The organism is Algoriphagus taiwanensis (assembly GCF_036245645.1).
GTDB classification, from domain to species: domain Bacteria; phylum Bacteroidota; class Bacteroidia; order Cytophagales; family Cyclobacteriaceae; genus Algoriphagus; species Algoriphagus taiwanensis.
In genome coordinates this window covers 21196-41440 of record NZ_BTPE01000020.1, presented here as the reverse complement: position 1 = coordinate 41440, position 20245 = coordinate 21196, and the positions used below count along the sequence as shown (strand labels likewise).

Below are 20245 nucleotides of genomic sequence, written 5' to 3'. Positions count from 1 at the left end.
TATGAAAACGCTTTATTTATTCCCATTTGGGTGCTTGGCAGTGCTATTTCTCGTATTTGGCTGCCTAACCCCTGCAAGTGCCATGCAAAGCAGTTCGGGCATTTCCGGAACTGTACTCGAAAAAGACACAGGAATTCCAGTTCCCGGAGCCTTGGTATTGGTAGTCAATCCCAAAACTTCTGCCGTTACGGACGAGACAGGCAAATTTTCATTGAATCTCCAGCCTGGAATCTATGAGCTTAGGATCAGTTTTATCGGATTCAAGATGGTTCAGCAGACAGTAGAGGTTCAGTCAGGCCAGGTTCAACTGGATATTCTCATGGAACCCGAAGAAATAGGGCTGGATCAGGTAGAAGTTCTTTCCACAGGATATCAGCAAATTCCAAAAGAAAGGGCCACGGGTTCCTTTGCTTTTCTGGATCAGGAACTCGTAGACCGAAGGGTTTCTACCAATGTTTTGGAACGACTGGAAGACGTTACTCCGGGACTCATTTTTAATCGAACAGGAGCTTTAAATGATCCGATCAGTATTAGGGGAAGAAGCACCCTTTTTGGAAATACCCTGCCTTTGATAATTATTGATAATCTGCCCTATGAAGGACCTATTGAAAATATCAACCCCAATGATGTGGCAAGTATTACCGTCCTCAAGGATGCTGCGGCTGCATCTATCTGGGGAGCCCAGGCAGGAAATGGCGTAATCGTGATCACCACCAAATCAGGGAATTTCAATCAGCCCATTCAGGTTTCGCTTCAATCCAACCTGACCTTGGTTGAGGAGCAGGATCTTTTTTATCAACCCTTGATGGATATAGGGGATTTTATAGAACAGGAAAGAAATCTCTTCAATTCCGGGTTTTATAATGCCAGAATTACCAATGCCGCTCGATTGCCTGTTTCCCCAGTAGTAGAAACTTTATTGGCTGCCAGAGAGGGGCGCATTAGTGAGGAGGAAGCCAATAACAGACTCAGTCAATTTGCCACTCAGGATTCCAGAAGGGAATTGAGCAGACACTATTACCGTCCTGAGATGAGATTTCAAAATGCCATTCAGGTAAGTGGAGGAGGGGAGAAGTATCGATTTAATTTTTCGGGAGGATTGGACTCCAATCTGGAAGATGTCATCGGAAATGATAACCGAAGAATCACCCTGAATGCCCGTCAGGATTGGAGGCTGTTAGGAGGTAAACTGGATATAGCTACAGGTATTGCCTTGGCAAAATCAGACCGTAGCGTAAAAACCGCCTTGCCGGATCTTTTTCCTTACGAATCACTGGCTGATAGTCAGGGCAATCCCCTCCCAGTGGTGGGTTTGCTCAATACCCGATTTGTGGAAAGTACCCGAGACTCCGAGCTTCTGGACTGGAGATTTATTCCTTTGGAGGAAATCAACCGTAGAAATCAATTAACCACAGCCATGGATTGGCGTGCCAATTTGGGACTGACTTACAAGATTGCCGAAGGTTTGACGGCTCAGGTATTGTACCAATTTTGGAACAACCAAAATACTTCTCGGAATATAGAAACCACCGATTTGTATGCAGTAAGGCATCAGATCAACAGTTTTACCCAAGTGGATTCGGATGGAAATTTATCCTTTCCCATTCCCCGAGGAGGACGCCTGAACCAGCAAATCACCAATTCTCTCAGCCATAATCTCAGGGCAAATTTGAGTTATCGCTTGGTCCGTGAAAACCATGAAATCAATGCCCTGGGAGGTTGGGAGTTGAGGGACCTTCAAACCCGCTCGGATCAGGCACTATACTATGGATATGATGATGCGACGGGTTTAAGTTCACCGGTGGATTATATTTCCCAATTCCGTTTGTATCAAAATCAAGGTAATCTCCAAACGATCCCGTATCAAGGCAATCATGCGGGATTGGTGGATAGATATGTTTCCTATTTCGGAAATGCGGCTTACACCTACCGAAACAGGTATACCTTTTCAGCGAGTGCAAGGCGGGATATGTCCAACTTGTTTGGTGTGGAGACCAATCAGCGTGGGGTGCCCTTGTGGAGTACTGGGCTGGGATGGACGATCAGCGAGGAGGAGTTTTATGGAATGGAATACTTGCCCTATTTGAAGCTGAGGGCCAGTTTCGGGTATAATGGGAATATTGATAAATCCACTACTGCTTTTACTACGCTGTTCTACCAAAACTTTCATCCTTATGTGACTGGATTAAGGAATGCCTTTATCACCAATCCCCCCAATCCAAATCTAAGGTGGGAGAAAATCAGAATAATTAATCTGGGGCTTGATTTTGAAAACAAAAGCGGAAGGATAGGTGGTAGTCTTGAATTTTACTCCAAACGAGGAGAGGATTTGATAGGAGAGTCTGAGGTTCCGGATTCCAACGGCATCTATGTGGTGAGAGGCAATTTTTCGGAAACCCAAACCACCGGTTTTGATCTGGTCCTCAACACGGTCAATTTGGTAAAACCCATACGATGGACTACCCAGTTTCTGATGAGTGGGATTAGGGATGAGGTGTTGAGTTTTGAGGGGACCCGGACGATTTCACAATACCTCGGAGGAGCGGGAAACGTGGTTCCACAGGAAGGGCGACCTCTGTTTTCGGTGTATTCCTATCCTTGGGGAGGTTTGGATCCCGATACAGGAAATCCATTGGGGTTTGTGGATGGGGAACTCTCAGACAACTATTCCCAGATAATCGGGGGATTGACGCCGGAGACTTTAAAGTTTCACGGATCTTCCAGACCCACCCTTTTTGGTTCGATACGTAATGATTTTGAATGGAAAGGCTGGTCACTTTCCATCAATATGTCCTACCGGATGGGGTACTACTATCGAAGGAGATCGGTGGACTATGCAGCTCTTTCCAGAGGGCAAATTTCCCATTCAGATTACACGGATAGGTGGAGAGAACCCGGAGATGAATTGATCACTCAGATTCCTTCCCAACCTGCAGGTTTAAACACACTTCGTCAGTCATTTTATCAGTCCTCCTCTGTATTGGTCGAGCGGGGCGATCATATACGGCTTCAGGATATCAGATTGGGATATGCTTGGGACCAAGTGAATTCCCCGGGACTTCCCTTCCAGCGTTTGGAGATTTTCACCTATCTCAACAATGTGGGTATTCTTTGGAAAGCCACTTCTGATCCTTTGGACCCTGATTTTCCCACTATGCGTCCTTTAAGGTCCGCAGCTTTCGGACTTCGAATGAATTTCTAACTCCAAATTGAAAAAAAATGAAAAAAGTAAATATTCTTCTTACCCTAATGGTATTGGTAATGACAAGCTGCGAGTCCTATCTGGATGTCAAACCGAATAAAGCCATTGATACGCCAGATTCAATAGAGGCGGTGGAGGCATTGTTGGATAATGCAGAGTCTATGAATTATTTTCCAACCCAAGCCGTAGTCATGGGAGATGAATTTGTGGCAGATGATCAGGCGATTTCCTCGATGGATCTATTGGAACAAAACTTTTATTTATGGTTGCCAAGACCGTTTGAGGTAAATGATCTGATTTTTGATTGGAGGGATTTATACAATCAAATTCAGATCGCAAATGTAGCCTTGGAATCCTTGGAAAAGATGGACCAAGGAAATTCCAAAGTCAGTGAATTGAAAGGAACTGCCTTGTTTTACCGGGCGTTTGCCTACTTCAATCTCAGTACACTTTTCCAGGAGGGAGCAAACTTGGAAACTGATGGGATTAGCCAGAAAATCCCCATCAGAAGAGGGACATCTATGGTATTCAGACCTGAACTGGCCGATAGACAAGCGATTAGGGAATTGATCAGAGAAGATTTGGAGGAAGCAGTTGCCAAGCTGCCAAGTTTTACTCCCTATTTGTCGAGGCCCTCACGTCAGGCAGGGTATGCACTTTTGTCTCGGGTTTATCTGGATTGGGAGGAATTTGAGCTGGCAAAAAATGCCGCAGAGCAGGTTCTTTCTTTGGGTGGTGAGTTATTGGATTACAAGGATTTGGATAAAAATGCGACCTATCCGATTCCCCGCTTTAGCTCAGAGGTGATTTGGTTAGCCAGAGTTGGGGGTACTAGCTATTTCAATTCACAATCAGGATTTCAGATTTCTCCGGAACTGCTCAATTTGTATGACAGTACTGATTTAAGAAAAGAGCTATTCTTCATTACCCGAGCCAGTGGATTTATCAATTTTCGCGGGAGTTATTTAAGTGGAAGGCCTTTGTTTGGAGGATTATCCCTGAATGAAAGCTATCTGAATTATGCAGAATCACTGGTGAGGACAGGGGATTTAAAGAAGGGGGAGGAGGTACTGAATCAATTGTTGGAAAATCGAATGTTGGAGGGTTGGGAGCCTATCGAATTCACAGGCGAAAGCCAAGCTCTTAGTATCATATTGGAAGAACGAAGAAAAGAACTCCCATTTAGGGGAATCAGGTGGTCTGATTTAAGGCGGTTTAATAGCGATGATCGGTTTGAACAAACTTTGAAAAGAACCTATGAGGGAACTGTTTATGTGCTTGAACCAAATTCTGAAAAATACCTTTTGCCGATTCCTGCAAGGGAACTTGAGTTTTATTAAAAAGCAAAAAAGGGGTAAGATTTGACTCTTACCCCTAAATCTAGGCTGGCTTACAAAAGCCTAAACTTTCGATTTTGAGGACCAATAGGATCGTCCATGGAAGGCGAACTGAAGGTACAGGCTTCACTTCCGGGAATACATTCGTAGTCCTCATTGATTTCGAGGTTGGTGACCTCGACCCAGGTTTGTCCACCATCAGGTGTAGCAAAAACTGGGGTGTTTGGCAAAGGCTGCGTAAAAGCGAAAGCCGCTATTGCAGCTAAGGCGAATACACCGCCTCGAACGAGATTTAAAACTGATTTTTTCATAATTTTGGTTTGTTGATTTACTTGAAACTGATTCAACTCCGGTCGCTTTGGCCATCTCACTGCCTGCACGCAGCTATGGCCTTCCGAGAGGGGCGGCCGGATTTACACTGATCCGCGCGTATCAGGTATCGCCCCCTGCTGTTGTCAGGCTACCACCTTGTGGCATCACTGACCGTGATATCTTTACTTTTCTTGGTTATGAATTAACTGTTTCCCATTTGAGCAACATTTGCCCGGCAATGGCATTCTATTTTTTCCCCGTGGTCTGTGCCTGCCCGTCCGCTGGCGGGCCCCCACAGACCTCCTCAGCTGGGTTGGATTTGTAATCCGGCCCTACTATCCTTAGGGATTTGTAATCCCGAATACCTACCCGATTCCATTGCGCTGGCATTGACGTTTCTATTCCAGTTCATGATCCTACCCCAGCGCCCAACTAATACATCGCATCCAAATCCATGGGTTGAGGTTGGTGAGCGAAGTCGATCCACACCCATGGCTACTCTCCAGGCACACAGGTATTGAGAAGTTAGACCCCTTAGGGGCCAATCCCTACTCCCTTCCTACTGAAAACTGCGACTGCCTACTCTCCCATACTTCCCCACTTCCAACTTCAATCCCAGTACCGAAATCCCAATCAATCCCAAATTGAGAACAAAATGCTGTCCCCAAGTCAGGGAAGAAATAATTCCCCCGCATGAACAGGGAACCCGCCCGGCCAGTCCAAACCATACCCAAGCTACATAGCCGGTAAAGATCAGCATCAGAATCAGGCTTGCCAGAAAACCTATTTTCCTCCAGTTTGGGATCAGTAGCATGAATGCTACAATTAGCTCGATCAAAGGGATACCATAAAGAAGCAAGTCCTTCGACCAATCCGGAATCACCTGATTGTACATAGCTAGCCGGGTAGCCTGCCAATCATAGATTTTGGCAATTGCGGTATAGGTGAATACAAAAGCTATGAGCAAACCAGAAGCTTCGGATAATATCCACTGAGTGTTCACCTTAGTTTTTCTTACATTTTGAATTTTTAGATTCATGGGAAAAGGCAGGCTTAAGATTTATGTATAGCCGTCTGAAAAGTAGAAACTTACAGAATTTGGATAAAGGACAGATGACACAATGAAAGGGATGTTCTTAAAAAAAGTGACAAATGACACTTTTTATTAATCAAGACTAAAAAAGTCAGTTGAAAATTTTGAAATCAGCCCTAGTTAACACTAGATTAACACTTGTCTTTTAGTTTGTATTCAGTGATTTATAGTATAACCTTCCTTTTTAAATATGTCAACTTTTAAATCCAACAGCTATGAAAGAGAGATTTATCGAGATGATGATTGCCGATTATGAGCAATTGATACACATCCCAAAAGATTCCTATTCCTTAGTTATCCCTCAACTTAAACTTATCCACAAACAGCGGGGAGAATTTCTTAAAAAAGCGGGTGTGGTAGATAAAGTAAGCAGATATATCTGTGAGGGGTTTATAGGTTATTATAGATCCACTCCTTCAGGACTTAGGCTCTTTGCTATTTATCAACCTTCAGACACTGTTTTTGATTTGGATTCCTATCGTTCAGGAAAGCCCAGTGATGCAGAAATCAAAGCAATTTCTCCAGTCATTTACCTGGAGTTTTCCTTTGACGATGAGCAGGATTTAACAGCCAAAGACATATTTATCATGCGGTTAGCTTTGGCTGTCAATCAAAGGGTGACCCAGCGCCAAGCTAGAGTATTGGAGATCAGTAAAATGGGATTTGAAACCGGTTATCCTATTCTGATGAAAGAGTTTAAAGGCCTTGCCGGGGAGATTTCTAATCCTGACTTAGGTTCATTTTTCAATATCTCCACGAGAAGTGTCATTCGAAATAAGCGAAAATCAAAATGATATAGGGTATGGAAACTATTCAATTTCCTGTGGCAGTAAATCGGTTTACTAAGGAGCTTGATCAAAAAGTGCTGCGTTGGGCATTTTCTAGAAAAATAGTCCATTCCTATGAAGAATTGACAAAAATTCAGCTTCAGAAAATCAACTATTTCGCCGGCTACCTATTCCCCCAATGCTCAAAACATAGACTGGAATGGATCATGAAATGCTTTCTTTGGCTTTTTATCTTGGATGATATTCAAGAAAAACTCTCAGAGAATGAATTTCAATCCTTTATCAAAGCCCTGAGAATATCAGGGAATAGAAGAAAATATTTAGGCCGTAATCCTTTTATCTTGACTTGGATAGAATTGGATGCTGAGCTACCCTCCAGCTTCAGAAAAGATTGGTATGTCCAATGGTCCTGTCACTGGGAGAATTTTCTTAATGCACAGCTTTGGGAAAAAAGGAATAAGGAGGCAAAGATTGTTCCGGATCTTATTGATTATCAGATGAATCGTCCAAATATTTCAGGTGTTTACCTTTCTTTTCAAGTATTAAAGGGCGAACATAATCCGTTGGCTGGGTGCCTTTCAGAAATCTTGGAGCATAAAATTGCCCGATGGATTTGTTTAAGCAATGATCTGCTTTCTGCAGATAAGGAAATCAAAAATAAAGATTTCCATAATGAGCTAATTATAATGGCCCTTCTGTCTGATGGGAATATTGCCAGATCACAGAAATTTTTGGAGGGAGAGCAAAAAAAGCTACATAAAGAAATTAACCTGCTTTTTCTTGAAATATTAGGTGATTGCTCCGAGTGTAAATCTTGGGTGGAAGGATTGAAGCTTCTTATGGGAGGTTGTGCTTTTTGGTCTAACGAGGTCACGCTTCGTTACGATTCCTACCTTAATGGTGTGTCATACTCATGATCCTTATCTTTTGCTTAGCTATAGTCACTATGTTAAAGAAGCGATTGATCATATTCCCCAAAGATGTTCAAATCATAACCGGGCGAAGTGAGCGGTATGCCCAGAGATTGCTTGTGAAGATCAAAATCTCATTTCAAAAAGAACCTCATCAGTTTGTGACTGTGGATGAGTTTGCTGCGTTTGCAGGGATTCCAAAAGAAAAAATTGACCCCTACATCACATAACATTCTCTCAGGCTACGCACCATATACAATTCTATAAAATTCCAAATCCAAGGTTAAAACCCCAAAAAATTTCCCTACCCAATGACATCCTTAATCCTTTTTCTCCTCCGGGTTTCATCCCAGTCTTATCCCAGTCTGCCATTAATTTCATGGCCTCAGAGTGGGTTAAAATTGGTAGAGAACAAGGTTTTGGATAGGGAAAAATAGAGTAGAGTAAAGGAAGATATTATCATTCGATGATTAATTGGTTTTTACGTTCAAACAAAAAAGAATATGGCACGGATCAATAATGGTTTTCTTGAAGGAATGACCGGTAGTTTGGGAAATTTGGTTTTCTATAAGCGAAATGGGAAGACAGTTGTCCGCCAAAAACCTGGCCCAAGAAAATACACCCCAACAGAGCAGCAAATATTTCAGCAAAAAGCATTCTCAATAGGTCAAAAATTTATAGCCCCCCTTCGTAGAGTTCTAGATCATTTTTATAAAGACTCTTCTTCTAAAAAAGAAGACGGAGTAAATTCTTCCTTAAGCTGGGTTTTAAAAAATGCCATTGAAAATGTTGATGGGGAGCCCAAAATAATTCCGGAGAAAATCTTTCTCTTTAGAGGATATTTAAGCCAGTTGGAAGGCATTCAAATAAGAAAGATGTCTACAGACTTATTTGAAATTTCCTGGGATGCAGGCTCAGATACTGACTTCTGGAAACAGCATGAAAAGCTAGTGCTTGTTATCTATGTTCCTAATCGAAAATTAGTTCATTTTATACCAGAGGGTAAATACAGAAAAGAAGGATCACAATTGGTAACCTTACCTTGGAAAGTTTCAAGTGAAGCTGAAGTATATATTTTTGGTGGATTCTGTACTGTCCAAAAGAGCAAACAAGAATTCTCTGATATTCGATTTTTGGGCTCGATATAATCCTTTTCTTTCGTTTGGAATAGATTGGCGCATTTTCTCCCATTCTACTTTTTCTAGTTGTACATTTTCCATAGGTCAAAAGCGGATTTAGCGCATTTATCCGTCAAATCCGTCAAATCCGCACATTCAATTGATAGTCAGTTCTTTGTGATTCACCTTAGCTCCATGTTTCACCAAAACCCATATACTTATGGCAAAGCAAACAGGAGTAATAACCTTAAAAGGGCCAATCGGGAGATTGTCCTTTTATAAAACCAAAGACGGATACCTCGCCCGGGAAAAAGGCGGGGTTGAAAAATCCAGGATCATGAATGATCCACGATTTGCCCGGACCCGGGAAAATATCCGGGAGTTTACCGACAATGCCAACTCATCGAAGTTGCTTCGGGATGCCCTGAGACCGGTGATTTCCAAAATCGGAGACAAGCGGCTTAATCTGCGCATTACCCAGGTGATGATGCAGGTCCTGAAGTCAGATGAATCCAGCGTAAGAGGAGACCGAAGAGTCAAATTGGGGAATTGGGATCTCTTGAAAGATATGGAACTGAATGCAGGATCATCCCTGAGCAGTACCCTCTTCTTTGATATCCAAACTGCCGATTCTCCCAGCGCCTGGCAAGTTCAAATCCCTGCTTTTGTACCGGGGGATATGATTGCCATTCCAAACGGGGCTACCCATTACCGGCTTTCTGCTACCGGTGTTGCAGTGGACTTTGACTCCGGTATCCGCACGGTTTCCGCCACTGGCACAGGTGCCCTTTCCGTGTTGGAAACCTCCGAAGCTCAATCTCTTTCTGTGGATAAAGGACAGCTGAGCGGAACGCATTTCGTGTATTTGCTGACAGTAGAGTTTATCCAGATTGTCAATGGAGTGGAGTACGCCATCAACAATGGCGCCCACAACGCTGCCAAAATTCTGGATACCAGCAAAACAAGCTAATGCGTCTCCTGCTCAAACGCAGGTATACTCCCCGGCAAACGCTGGGGAGGCTTTACCTGGGAAGTCGGCTGCTCTGTTGCATCCGGGAAGCTCCCAAATCCTGCTATTCCCCACACAGGCATTGCATAGATGAAGGTGTTTATGAGCTGGAGCCTAGGCATACAGAGGATAGAGGATGGGAAATCCGAGTAGGAGAGAATGCTATTATTCGGCATATCCAACCCGACCATTTACCCGATACAGCTGAGATGGGACCCTTCACCGAATTCAATGCAGATGGGAAACCCACCTTTACCCGCTTGGCTTTTCAGAAGTTGCTCGAGGAATTGGGCGAACTCTGGGAAAGGGGTGAAGTGGTCGAAATGCAAGTGGTGGGCATGGGTATCCCTTACTCTATTGAGCCATGTCAGATTCCCAACTTCTCTTGATGCTCACAGGGGCGATCCTTTCGCTGTTGCTATCGGTCATCGCCTTTTTTCTGAAGTTCCTGATTCAGGATTTCAGGACTTTGCAGGGAGATTTTCTCGATCTCAAACTTCGTCAGGAAAGCTTGAGTGCAGAAATCGAAAGGATCTCCGAGGTACTGCTTTTGGTAAAGAAGCAGTTGTTCAGGAATGCAAGGCATTCTTTTCAGAGGAAAGATTAACATCAAAAAAAAATCAAATGGATCTAATCAATGAAATCAGGGAGCGAGTCCAGGCACCGACTCCACCCTTCTTCCAGATACTCAGAAAGCTGGGATTGTGGATTGCAGCTGCAGGATTGGCAGTGATGACCGCCCCGGGTACTGTTCCGGAAATTATTCAGGAGGTGGCAGGCTATGCCATTACCGCCGGGACCATTCTGGTCAGCATCTGTCAGCTGACTGTGGATGAATCCAAATTGGAGGAGAGGATTTTAAGTAAAGTCAAATAAAGATTAAAAACCCGGGCAGGAATCCTGTTCGGGTTTTTTTATTACCCATTTTGGCGCAAGCTCGCCTGGTGGAACTGCTGTTCGAGATTTGTAATCTCGAACTTTCATTCTCGGGATTTGCAATCCACCTTCTTGTTATTCCCGCTGTTCGGGATTTGCAATCCCGAACTCTTATCCAAGGATTTGTAATCCAACTTCTTGTTATCCTGCTTCTCCAGAAGCAGGATTTTTTATTTAAGGCCTCCGCTAGGCCGATCCCGACAGCCGTAAGGGAGCAATTCGCCTTTTTATTTTCAGGGATTTGCAATCCCCATGCATTTATTTACCGTTTTGCTTCTCCAGAAGCAGGACTTAAAATTCTTTGCGCCTTACCGTCTTTGCGAGAGAATTCTTTCCATCCGCCACGGCGCACTAGGTCTTGCTGGCACAGACTTTTTGTTTCCTGATCGAGAAACTGGGCCAGCTCCGCTATTCTGAATTTGCAATCTCATTGCTTTTCCCCTTGAATTTGACCTGATTTATCGGGATGAACATTGATCATTTAGCTTTTCCAAGCTTACTCACCGGAGATTTCTGAATTTATTTCGACTCGCAATAATTTGAGGGAGCTGCTTATTAGCCCAATCCGCTAATTGTAAGGTCTGCTCCATCAGGCCTTGACCCATTTCGGTCAGCTTATACTCTACCCGTGGAGGAACCTCCGCGTATATTTTTCTGCTGATAAATCCATCTTCTTCCAGATTTCTAAGGGTTACGGTGAGCATCCGTTGGGATACATCTCCAATTTCCTTTTTTAATTGATTAAACCGCAAGGTGCCGTGGGTACCCAAAGCCAAAATCGAAAGTAGGCTCCATTTATCACTGATCCGGTGTACCACATCCCGTACGGGACAGAATTGGTTGAGGTCCCTCGCCAGATTCAAAATTATTTTCATTTTTTCTCCGGTTTTATCTGCTTCTGACTCAGCATTAGTTACTTCCGGGATACTTGGTGTATTCATTGTGCCTTCTTTCTTGGGATAAAGTTACTTTTTACATTTGAGTTACTAAAAGTAACCATTAAAAATAACTATCAGAACAATGAACAAGAAAATTTTAATTACCGGATCTACAGGGACTATTGGACAGTCCCTAGTGAAGCTATTGCAGGAATCCAATCTCAATTTTGTTGCAGGTACCCGGGACTTTGAGAAAGCGAAATCCGTCTTGGATATCTCCAAAGTGGATTGGGTGAAATTTGATTTTACCGACCAATCAACTTACGAACAAGCAACCGAAAATGTGGATCAAGTTTTCCTTTTGGGGCCTCCATTGACCCTGAATATGGAAACTATCATTCTCCCTTTTCTTGATTTCCTCCAATCCAAAGGCATACTCAGAGTCGTGTATCTTTCGGCAATGGGTAATGAAAGTCTGAAAGGAGATTTGGCTTTTCACTTTATCATTGAAAATCACCTGAAGGAGAATCATTTTGACTATACGATTCTGCAACCTTCCTTTTTCGCCCAAAATTTCAAAAATTTTGAGTTTGAAAATCTGATGGAGCGAGGCATTACCTTCAACGTGGCAGGCGATGGAAAAGCGGGTTTTGTAGATGTCCAGGATATTGCCTCTGTGGCAGCCAAGGTCCTGACGGAAGTGGGGCACACTCGAAGGACTTACCGGTTAACTGGTCCACAATTGCTTGACTTTTATGAGGCTGCGGAAATATTGACTGAGGTTCTTGGAAAGCATATTGTATATCCCAACCCCAGCGAGGAGGCATTTCGGTCCGCTTTGAAAGCCGGAGGAGCTCCTGATTTTATTGCTGATTACATGATTTCTGTTTATGGAATGATCAAATCAGGTACAGTTGCCCACCTTTCACCCGATGTGGAAAAGATTTTGGGACGTGTCCCTACCAATCTGAAAGAAGTATTAAAAAGAGATTTTGCAAAGTAATTTTAATAAGGGCCGATCCTGACAGCCGTTCGGGAGCAATTCGGCCTTTTATTCTGCTGTTCGAGTCCCGATAATCGGGAGCAATCCCGAACCTATTTCTAGGGATTTGTAATCCGTCTACTTGTTATCCTGCTTCTCCAGAAGCAGGATTTTTTGTTTAAGGCCCACACTGTCGCAAGCCCTCCTCGCTGTTCTGCTTCTCCAGAAGCAGGACTTAGGTCTCTTTGCGTCTTACCGTCTTTGCGAGAGATTTCTTTCCTCTTGCTGGCACTGACTTTTGGTTTCCAGATCGAGATACATGGCCAGCGCTGATGATTTGCCTTATTCAAAAATCCATGGGTTAAAACCCATGGCTATTGAAAAGTTTGACCCTTATAGGGTCATTCCATCAGTACGCACATTGGTGCTATCCTACTTGTCGGAGAGATAGTTACCCCGCTGTTCGAGACACGGCTGTTCGGGATTTGCAATCCCGAACTTTTATCCTAGGGATTTGTAATCCATCTACTTGTTATCCTGCTTCTCCAGAAGCAGGATTTTTTGTTTAAGGCCCACACCGTCGCAAGCCCTCCTCGCTGTTCTGCTTCTCCAGAAGCAGGATTTAGATCTCTTAGCGCCTTACCGTCTTTGCGAGAGATTTCTTTCCTCTTGCTGGCACTGACTTTTGGTTTCCAGATCGAGATACATGGCCAGCGCTGATGATTTGCCTTATCCAAAAATCCATGGGTTAAAACCCATGGCTACTGAAATGTTTGACCCTTTTAGGGTCATCACCGCTGATCCCAATGTTTTTACTTGCTATCCTGCTTCTCCAGAAGCAGGACTTAGCTCACTTTGCGTTTCACCGTCTTTGCGAGAGACATTTTCTATTCTCCCATATACCCATACACCAGAACTCCCATCCTCCCATACCTCCAAACTCCCAAACCCCCAAACTCCCATACTCTCTATTCTTCTTCTCCAGAAGCAGGACTTAGGTCTCTTTGCGTCTTACCGTCTTTGCGAGAGATTTCTTTCCTCTTGCTGGCCCAGACTTTTGGTTTCCAGATCGAGATCCATGGCCAGCGCTGGTAAGTAAGTTTAGTCTTTTACCCCGGGTTTCGTCGTTCCTCCTTACCCGGGGTTATTAATAATTTGACCCTTCCAGGGTCATTCCATCAGTACGCACATTGCCGCAAGCCCACCTAGCGGACAGACAGGTCTGCTGACCTGCAGACGAATCCTGCGATCCACAGGATTTGCCGTATCCAACTCCTCTCCGCCGTGGCGGAGGGCTAGGGGGGGGTAAATACCCCACTGGCGCAATTCCGCCTTACCTACGGACAGCTCCTGACATGCCTGCTGAGGACAGGCTTGTTCATTAATTCCTTTATACTCCAAACCTCCGATCCACAGGATCTATCGTGTCCAACTCCTCTCCGCCGCGGCGGAGGGTTAGGGGGGTAAATATCCGCTAGGCCGATCCAGACAGCCCTAAGGGAGCGATTTGGCCTTTTTATTTTCACGGATTTTCAATCTTCATGCAATTACACTGCTGTTCGAGGGTTTTTCAGTTTTACCCAAAAAACAAAAAGACAACTTTTTCTTAACTCCAGCATCAAACCAGATTTTCATATTGCTCAATGAAAATCTTTCTCTTTCTTTTCTTACTCCAGTTTTTTCCTCAAAAAGAGGTATTTCAAGCCTTTGATTTTGAGAAATGGGAAAAAAGAAGTTCGCAAAACCCGGTAGAATCATTTACAGGTCTCTCGCAGCTTTTGGACTCCATTCCTCAAAACTCATCACTCGAAAGAGGCTTGATTCAGGTTTTAAGGGGTAAGATTTTGCTTGAAATGGGGCTTTTTCAGGAAGCGCAAGCTATGCTTTATGAAGCAGAGGACTTGTTGGAAGAATCTTCTTGTACATCCTGTCTGGCTAAAAACCACAATTATCTGGGTGAATTGTACTATCGAACCAAGGGTATAGACTCTTCTCTAGATAGGCATTATCTGGCCCTTGAAGTGTTCAGAGAAGAAGGCAATCCAGAAGAAATGGCAAAGACCATGGCATTGATTGGAGCTAGGCTGGAGAAAAAAAAGGAGTATGAGGAAGCCATATCTTTTCAGCTGGAAGCCTTCAAACTCTCTCAATCGCCCGAACTGTCCCTGATCTCAGTCTTTATCTTGGAGAATTTGGGAAGTATTTACGAGGATTTGGAGCAGTACGATTCCGCAGGGTATTATTTTGAAAAGGCACTACAGACTGCACTCAGTGTGCAGGACAGCACTCATCTTCCGGGTATTTATAATAATCTTGGCGATGTACACCGAAAGACTGGACGCTACCAAGAAGCAAAAAAGTATAGTGAACTAGCCCTCAGAATCAGTCAAAATCAGAGCAATATCTACCAACAAAAAAGCGCATGGGTAGATATTTCCAAAGCTTTTCAGGGATTGAACCAATCCGATTCCGCCTATTTCAGTCTGGAAAAAGCCAGAAAACTGGATGAAGAGATTTTTTCAGTGGAGACAGCCCGGCAGTTTTCTTTTCATGAGGCTCAATATCGGCTGAAAGAACAAAAAAATCAGATCGATCAGCTAAACCAACTCTCCCTTGTGGATTCCAAAATCAAGGGGTTGATGGCGGGATTGCTGGTCTTGGCTTTTTCTCTGGGCTTGGTCATTTTTAATCGACAAAAACTGAAAATCAAAGCTGGGAATGAGTTGCTTCTTCAACAGAACAAACTTCTTGCAGTGAAAGAAAGGCTGATTCTAAGTGAAAAGGAAAATATCAATCTCTTGGAGGCCAGGATGTCCATGGAGGTTGAATCTCAGGCAAAAGCCCTGGCAGCACAGACTGCCCATCTTTTGGAAAAAAATCAAATCCTTGAGGAGATTAGAAAAAAGCTCAAGCAGATTCTGGAAACAGAACCAAAAGAGCAAAAGAAAAAGGTCAGGAATCTGATCAAACAGATAGATTATAATTTCACTCAAGATGCCGACTGGGAGGATTTCAAGGAAAGCTTTGAAAAGGTCCACCAGGATTTTTTCAAATCCCTTTCCAAAAAAGGGGTGGAACTGACTCCATCCGAGATAAAGCTGGCCAGTCTGATCCGGATGAACCTCAACTCCAAAGAGATGGCTTCTACCCTGGGAATATCTTTGGAAAGTCTGCGCATTTCCAGATATAGACTCCGCAAAAAACTGGGTTTGGGCAAAGGGGAAAACTTACAGCAGTACATTCATTGTCTATGAATCACAATTTGATAATCCAGAATTAATCTCTGTTAATTATCTGAAAATCAATTTTTTAAATACAAAATACTTGCAACTTGTTTCTTTTTTGTTAACGCTTGATTTGAGCGCTGTTGCTTATTTGCTAACGGCATTTAATAGGGTGGAAGACTTGGCTCACCTAGGTTTGTCCCATCACAAAATCAATTAAAATGCGTCGTTTTTACACAGGCAATCTGTTGGGATTGGGGATGTTTTTCCTCTTTTCCTGCAGCTCTTCCCAAAAGGATCAGACCACTGAAATCAGTGCTGATTCAATTCTAATCAAACCGGTGTACATCACCGAACCAGTGGCATACGATACGGACGATCCTGCTATTTGGATTAATCGCGAAGATCCTTCACAAAGCCTGATTATCGGTACGGATAAGGACTCCCTTGGGGGATTATATGTTTTTGACCTTAAAGGAAAGGTCATTGACTCCTTGATCCGAAAGGGTATCCAAAGACCAAACAATGTAGATGTAGGGTACGGGTTTGCCTTGGGAGATATTCGACTGGACTTTGCCGTCACAGGGGAAAGGATTACCTCCAAACTCCGATTTTTTTCACTGCCGGATATGCAGGAGGTAGTACCGGGAGGCATTTCAATTTTCGAAGGGGAGTCTGGGCCGGATTACAGGGATTTAATGGGAGTGGCAATCTATCAAAGTCCTAAAACTAGAAAATCCTATGTGATCGCCGGACGGAAAAATGGACCCACCGACGGCACTTACCTTTGGCAGTATGAGATGGTTGATAATTCCGGAACCCTGGGGCTTAGGCTGGTACGGAAGTTTGGAAACTATTCCGGTTTAAAAGAAATAGAAGCAATTGCAGTCGATTCTGAATTGGGATATATCTACTATTCCGATGAAGGGGTTGGAGTTAGAAAATATGCTGCCGAACCGGACCAAGGAAATGAGGAGTTGGCATTTTTTGGGCAGGAAGGATTCGCTGATGACCATGAAGGGATCAGCATTTATAAATCCGGGCCTACCACCGGGTATATTTTGGTGTCTGATCAGGGCGCAAATCTTTTTCAGGTATTCCCAAGAGAAGGGGAGTCTTCCAATCCTCACAGCCATCCTCTTTTAGCGAAGCTACCCCTCTCTACTGTGTCAAGTGATGGTTCCGAAGTGACTCAGAAGGCTTTGGGCCAGGATTTTCCGCAAGGGCTTTTTGTAGCCATGTCTGACGATAAGACCTTCCAAATCTATCGCTGGGAAGACTTGATAAATGAAATCGAAAAACAACAACTGAAAAAATAATTATGAAAAAGTTTCTACTGCTAATCTGCGGAATAATGGCTACAACCTTGGCCGCTTATTCCCAAGGAATCCTGAAAGGAAAGGTGGTTGATGAACAAAACCTCTCTCTACCGGGAGCAAACTTGATCATCAAAGGAACCCGGATCGGTACGGTCACCAATCAAAACGGGGAATTTTCTATTCTGAATTTAGAGTCCGGTTCTTACACCCTTCAGGTTACCTATTTGGGGTATATGACTCAGGAAAAGGAGTTTGAAATCACCGATGGGGGTACTGCCACTTTAAGATTTGAATTGACAGAGGGAGCATTGGAAGGAGCTGAGTTTGTGGTATTCGGAGATCGTCTGAAAGGCCAAGCTCGGGCCTTGAATCAGCAAAAGAACAATGCGAACATCACCAATATTGTGTCCTCAGATCAAATAGGGCGCTTTCCTGATGCCAATATCGGAGATGCATTGAAGCGAATTCCCGGGATTACCATGCAAAACGACCAAGGGGAAGCTAGAAATATCATCATCCGGGGTATGGCTCCTCAATTGAATTCGGTGACGCTCAACGGAGAGCGAATTCCATCTGCGGAAGGGGACAACCGAAATGTCCAAATGGATTTGATTCCTTCTGATATGATCCAAACCATAGAAGTGAACAAAGCAGTCCTTCCCAATATGGATGCGGATGCCATTGGGGGTTCGGTCAATTTGGTTACCCGTCAGGCGCCTAACGGGCTGAGAATATCCGGTACAGCAGCTTCTGGGATCAATTTGCTTTCCAATAAGCCAATTTGGACTGGTGCTGTGGTATTAGGCAACCGATTCTTGGACAATAAGCTGGGAGTTATTTTATCAGGGTCCTACAACAACCATAATTTTGGTTCAGATAATATTGAGGCAGTTTGGTACGAATCGGACAATGGTACTGTGCTCGAAGAATTCGACATCCGCGAGTATCGGGTACAAAGGGTGAGGAGATCAGCTACTTTGGCTTTGGACTATGAGCTGAGCAAAAACCATAAGATTTTCCTTTCGGGGATGTACAATCAACGTGACGATTGGGAAAACCGATTTCGGATGAGAGTCGGTCGTCTAGATGATTCATTTGATGATGGGGATTATACCCAAACTTCTCCAGGAGTATATCAGACGTTTGGAAGAGTGGAGTTTGAGACAAAGGGTGGATTGGATAATGATCGAATCAAGGCAGCCCGATTGGAAGATCAGCGGGTGTATAACCTCACTTTGGGTGGTGATCACCTGTTTCAAAAATTGAAAATAGACTGGAATGTCACCTATGCAAGAGCGTCTGAGGAAAGACCGAATGAGCGTTACATTTCCTACCGGTCCTCTGGTCAAAATGTAAGAGTAGATGTTAGCAATCCCAGAAAACCTTTGGCCATCTTGAGTAATCCAGCAGATAATTTGACCATAGGATTTAACGGATTATCCGAACAGTATGGTTTGACCTTTGATGAGGATTTGAATGCCCGCTTGGATTTCAAATTGCCCTATTCAGATAAAGGAATTCTGCAGTTTGGTGCTAGATACCGGGGAAAAACCAAAGATCGCTCAAATAATTTCTTCGAATATGAGCCTTTGGATGAGGACTCTTTCGGTGCTACTCTTGGGGATGTTCCCAATCAGAATTACTCAGATCCCAATTACCTTGCAGGTTCCCAATATGCGGTGGGAACATTTGTTGATCCCAAATTCTTGGGAGGGTTGAATCTGAAAAACTCAGGAGAATTTGAGGAAACAGACCTTTTGGAAGAATATGTTCCGGGGAATTACAATGCCAGAGAAAACATCACTGGAGCTTTTGTGATGGCAGACCATCAAGTCAGTGATAAGTTTTCTTTGATAGCCGGAGTTCGGGTGGAAAATACTTCCATAAATTACGAGGGAAATATTTTTGACATCGACAACGAAACCGTATCTCCTGCGGCTGGATCTCAAAATTATACCAATGTATTACCCGGTGTGCACTTGAAGTTTGATCCTAGTGAAAACACGGTCCTTCGATTTGCCTGGACCAATACCATCGCCAGACCCAATTATTTTGATTTGGTACCTTATGCGGCATTTAGCCCAGAAGATGAGGAGTTGGAAAGAGGGAATCCCAATTTGAAGGCGGCCACTTCCATGAATTTTGACTTGATGGCCGAGCGCTACTATGAGAATGTGGGTTTGATTTCCGGGGGTGCCTTTTATAAGGATATTGATGACTTCGTTTACACGATTACCACTCAGGGATTTACTGACCCTCAGTTTGGTTCCGACCTTCAGTATTCCCGACCTGAAAACGGGGGAACTGCCACTGTCTATGGGTTGGAGGCCTCTTTTCAGCGACAGTTTTTGAAAAACTTCGGTATATACCTCAATTATACCTTTACCCGATCAAGCACTACGGGAATAGAAGACAGAGATGGGGAAGACCTTCAGCTTCCCGGAACTGCAGGGAATATGTTTAATGCATCCCTTTCCTATGAAAATAAGCGATTGGTAGTTCGGGTTTCTCTCAACTATGCTTCCGATTATTTGGATGAATTGGGAGGAGAAGGATTTGAAGACCGATATTATGACAAGCAGACCTTCCTGGATGTCAATGCTTCTTATGCGATCACTCCAAAATGGAGAGTCTTTGTGGAAGGAAATAACCTGACCAATCAGCCATTGAGATATTATCAAGGAATCGCAGAAAGAACCATGCAGGAAGAATTTTACAATGCAAGGTTCAATTTTGGATTGAAATTCGATTTGTTCGATTAATTGATAAGTGAGGATAGATTTCCTCGGTTGATAAAGTCAATTTTCAAATGACACTGAGTAAGGATTAAAACTCCGGAACTCAGTGCCCGCTGTTCGGATCCCGATAACCGGGAGCAATCCCGAACTATTATCCAAGGATTTGTAATCCGTCTAGATGTTATCCTGCTTCTCCAGAAGCAGGATTTTTTATTAGAAGCGTTCCGTCCTTTGCTCCGCTACCGCTGTTCGGGATTTCACCGCTGTTCGGGTCCCGATAAATATCGGGAGCAATCCCGAACTTTTATCCCCGGGATTTGTAATCCGTCTACTTGTTATCTTGTTGTTCTGCTTCTCCAGAAGCAGGATTTAGATCTCTTAGCGCCTTACCGTCTTTG

General features: G+C 43.7%; 18 protein-coding genes. 15 read left to right on the top strand and 3 right to left on the bottom strand.

What is annotated here, in order from left to right; all coding sequences use genetic code 11:
• Position 1: 1 nt before the first annotated feature.
• The gene (locus AAA938_RS18970) at positions 2 to 3202 is read left to right on the top strand and encodes a SusC/RagA family TonB-linked outer membrane protein (RefSeq protein ID WP_338230353.1); all 3201 of its coding nucleotides are present in this window, start codon (positions 2 to 4) and stop codon (positions 3200 to 3202) included.
• 17 nt (positions 3203 to 3219) lie between these two features.
• Positions 3220 to 4542, top strand: coding sequence for a RagB/SusD family nutrient uptake outer membrane protein (locus tag AAA938_RS18965; RefSeq protein WP_338230352.1), 1323 nt, complete (start codon positions 3220 to 3222; stop codon positions 4540 to 4542).
• 50 nt (positions 4543 to 4592) lie between these two features.
• On the opposite strand, the gene AAA938_RS18960 is transcribed toward AAA938_RS18965, so the two are convergent.
• A complete protein-coding gene (locus tag AAA938_RS18960; protein ID WP_338230351.1) occupies positions 4593 to 4850 on the bottom strand; it encodes a hypothetical protein in 258 nt (85 codons plus the stop codon).
• Positions 4851 to 5410: 560 nt separating this feature from the next.
• Complete coding sequence (locus tag AAA938_RS18955; RefSeq protein ID WP_338230350.1) at positions 5411 to 5890, bottom strand: MauE/DoxX family redox-associated membrane protein; 480 nt, start codon at positions 5888 to 5890, stop codon at positions 5411 to 5413.
• A gap of 269 nt (positions 5891 to 6159) precedes the next feature.
• On the opposite strand from AAA938_RS18955, the gene AAA938_RS18950 reads away from it, so the two are divergent.
• The 8 genes from AAA938_RS18950 (at position 6160) to AAA938_RS18915 (ending at position 10646) form a co-directional block, all read left to right on the top strand.
• A complete protein-coding gene (locus tag AAA938_RS18950) occupies positions 6160 to 6738 on the top strand; it encodes a cyclic nucleotide-binding domain-containing protein (RefSeq protein ID WP_338230349.1) in 579 nt (192 codons plus the stop codon).
• 200 nt (positions 6739 to 6938) lie between these two features.
• On the top strand, positions 6939 to 7649 hold the full coding sequence (locus AAA938_RS18945) for a terpene synthase family protein (RefSeq protein WP_338230347.1): 711 nt from the start codon (positions 6939 to 6941) through the stop codon (positions 7647 to 7649).
• Positions 7650 to 7678: 29 nt separating this feature from the next.
• Positions 7679 to 7873, top strand: a complete 195-nt coding sequence (locus AAA938_RS18940; protein WP_338230345.1) for a hypothetical protein — start codon at positions 7679 to 7681, stop codon at positions 7871 to 7873.
• Positions 7874 to 8146: 273 nt separating this feature from the next.
• Positions 8147 to 8791, top strand: coding sequence for a DUF6266 family protein (locus tag AAA938_RS18935; RefSeq protein WP_338230344.1), 645 nt, complete (start codon positions 8147 to 8149; stop codon positions 8789 to 8791).
• Between the two features lie 190 nt (positions 8792 to 8981).
• On the top strand, positions 8982 to 9731 hold the full coding sequence (locus tag AAA938_RS18930; protein WP_338230343.1) for a hypothetical protein: 750 nt from the start codon (positions 8982 to 8984) through the stop codon (positions 9729 to 9731).
• The gene (locus tag AAA938_RS18925; RefSeq protein WP_338230342.1) at positions 9731 to 10159 is read left to right on the top strand and encodes a DUF5675 family protein; all 429 of its coding nucleotides are present in this window, start codon (positions 9731 to 9733) and stop codon (positions 10157 to 10159) included. Before AAA938_RS18930 ends, AAA938_RS18925 begins: the two co-directional genes overlap by 1 nt.
• A complete protein-coding gene (locus AAA938_RS18920; RefSeq protein WP_338230341.1) occupies positions 10135 to 10377 on the top strand; it encodes a hypothetical protein in 243 nt (80 codons plus the stop codon). The genes AAA938_RS18925 and AAA938_RS18920 overlap by 25 nt, the downstream gene beginning before the upstream one ends.
• A gap of 17 nt (positions 10378 to 10394) precedes the next feature.
• The gene (locus AAA938_RS18915; protein ID WP_338230340.1) at positions 10395 to 10646 is read left to right on the top strand and encodes a hypothetical protein; all 252 of its coding nucleotides are present in this window, start codon (positions 10395 to 10397) and stop codon (positions 10644 to 10646) included.
• A gap of 560 nt (positions 10647 to 11206) precedes the next feature.
• Here the strand turns inward: AAA938_RS18915 and AAA938_RS18910 are convergent.
• Positions 11207 to 11581, bottom strand: a complete 375-nt coding sequence (locus AAA938_RS18910; protein WP_338230339.1) for a winged helix-turn-helix transcriptional regulator — start codon at positions 11579 to 11581, stop codon at positions 11207 to 11209.
• Positions 11582 to 11726: 145 nt separating this feature from the next.
• On the opposite strand from AAA938_RS18910, the gene AAA938_RS18905 reads away from it, so the two are divergent.
• The 5 genes from AAA938_RS18905 to AAA938_RS18885 all read left to right on the top strand — a co-directional run bounded on the left by AAA938_RS18905 (position 11727) and on the right by AAA938_RS18885 (position 19871).
• Positions 11727 to 12587, top strand: coding sequence for an SDR family oxidoreductase (locus AAA938_RS18905; protein ID WP_338230338.1), 861 nt, complete (start codon positions 11727 to 11729; stop codon positions 12585 to 12587).
• Positions 12588 to 13272: 685 nt separating this feature from the next.
• Positions 13273 to 13665 (top strand): hypothetical protein, encoded by a 393-nt coding sequence (locus tag AAA938_RS18900; RefSeq protein WP_338230337.1) that lies wholly within the window; start codon positions 13273 to 13275, stop codon positions 13663 to 13665.
• 544 nt (positions 13666 to 14209) lie between these two features.
• Positions 14210 to 15820, top strand: a complete 1611-nt coding sequence (locus AAA938_RS18895) for a tetratricopeptide repeat protein (protein WP_338230336.1) — start codon at positions 14210 to 14212, stop codon at positions 15818 to 15820.
• A gap of 191 nt (positions 15821 to 16011) precedes the next feature.
• Positions 16012 to 17109, top strand: a complete 1098-nt coding sequence (locus AAA938_RS18890; RefSeq protein ID WP_338230335.1) for a phytase — start codon at positions 16012 to 16014, stop codon at positions 17107 to 17109.
• Positions 17110 to 17144: 35 nt separating this feature from the next.
• Complete coding sequence (locus AAA938_RS18885; protein WP_338230334.1) at positions 17145 to 19871, top strand: TonB-dependent receptor; 2727 nt, start codon at positions 17145 to 17147, stop codon at positions 19869 to 19871.
• Positions 19872 to 20245: the final 374 nt, after the last annotated feature.

Excerpts from the sequence above, each read along its gene's own strand:
- AAA938_RS18970 (WP_338230353.1), top strand. The coding sequence starts at position 2 with ATGAAAACGCTTTATTTATTCCCATTTGGGTGCTTGGCAGTGCTATTT.
- AAA938_RS18965 (WP_338230352.1), top strand. The coding sequence starts at position 3,220 with ATGAAAAAAGTAAATATTCTTCTTACCCTAATGGTATTGGTAATGACA.
- AAA938_RS18960 (WP_338230351.1), bottom strand. The coding sequence starts at position 4,850 with ATGAAAAAATCAGTTTTAAATCTCGTTCGAGGCGGTGTATTCGCCTTA.
- AAA938_RS18955 (WP_338230350.1), bottom strand. The coding sequence starts at position 5,890 with ATGAATCTAAAAATTCAAAATGTAAGAAAAACTAAGGTGAACACTCAG.
- AAA938_RS18950 (WP_338230349.1), top strand. The coding sequence starts at position 6,160 with ATGAAAGAGAGATTTATCGAGATGATGATTGCCGATTATGAGCAATTG.
- AAA938_RS18945 (WP_338230347.1), top strand. The coding sequence starts at position 6,939 with ATGAAATGCTTTCTTTGGCTTTTTATCTTGGATGATATTCAAGAAAAA.
- AAA938_RS18940 (WP_338230345.1), top strand. The coding sequence starts at position 7,679 with ATGTTAAAGAAGCGATTGATCATATTCCCCAAAGATGTTCAAATCATA.
- AAA938_RS18935 (WP_338230344.1), top strand. The coding sequence starts at position 8,147 with ATGGCACGGATCAATAATGGTTTTCTTGAAGGAATGACCGGTAGTTTG.
- AAA938_RS18930 (WP_338230343.1), top strand. The coding sequence starts at position 8,982 with ATGGCAAAGCAAACAGGAGTAATAACCTTAAAAGGGCCAATCGGGAGA.
- AAA938_RS18925 (WP_338230342.1), top strand. The coding sequence starts at position 9,731 with ATGCGTCTCCTGCTCAAACGCAGGTATACTCCCCGGCAAACGCTGGGG.
- AAA938_RS18920 (WP_338230341.1), top strand. The coding sequence starts at position 10,135 with ATGTCAGATTCCCAACTTCTCTTGATGCTCACAGGGGCGATCCTTTCG.
- AAA938_RS18915 (WP_338230340.1), top strand. The coding sequence starts at position 10,395 with ATGGATCTAATCAATGAAATCAGGGAGCGAGTCCAGGCACCGACTCCA.
- AAA938_RS18910 (WP_338230339.1), bottom strand. The coding sequence starts at position 11,581 with ATGAAAATAATTTTGAATCTGGCGAGGGACCTCAACCAATTCTGTCCC.
- AAA938_RS18905 (WP_338230338.1), top strand. The coding sequence starts at position 11,727 with ATGAACAAGAAAATTTTAATTACCGGATCTACAGGGACTATTGGACAG.
- AAA938_RS18900 (WP_338230337.1), top strand. The coding sequence starts at position 13,273 with ATGGCCAGCGCTGATGATTTGCCTTATCCAAAAATCCATGGGTTAAAA.
- AAA938_RS18895 (WP_338230336.1), top strand. The coding sequence starts at position 14,210 with ATGAAAATCTTTCTCTTTCTTTTCTTACTCCAGTTTTTTCCTCAAAAA.
- AAA938_RS18890 (WP_338230335.1), top strand. The coding sequence starts at position 16,012 with ATGCGTCGTTTTTACACAGGCAATCTGTTGGGATTGGGGATGTTTTTC.
- AAA938_RS18885 (WP_338230334.1), top strand. The coding sequence starts at position 17,145 with ATGGCTACAACCTTGGCCGCTTATTCCCAAGGAATCCTGAAAGGAAAG.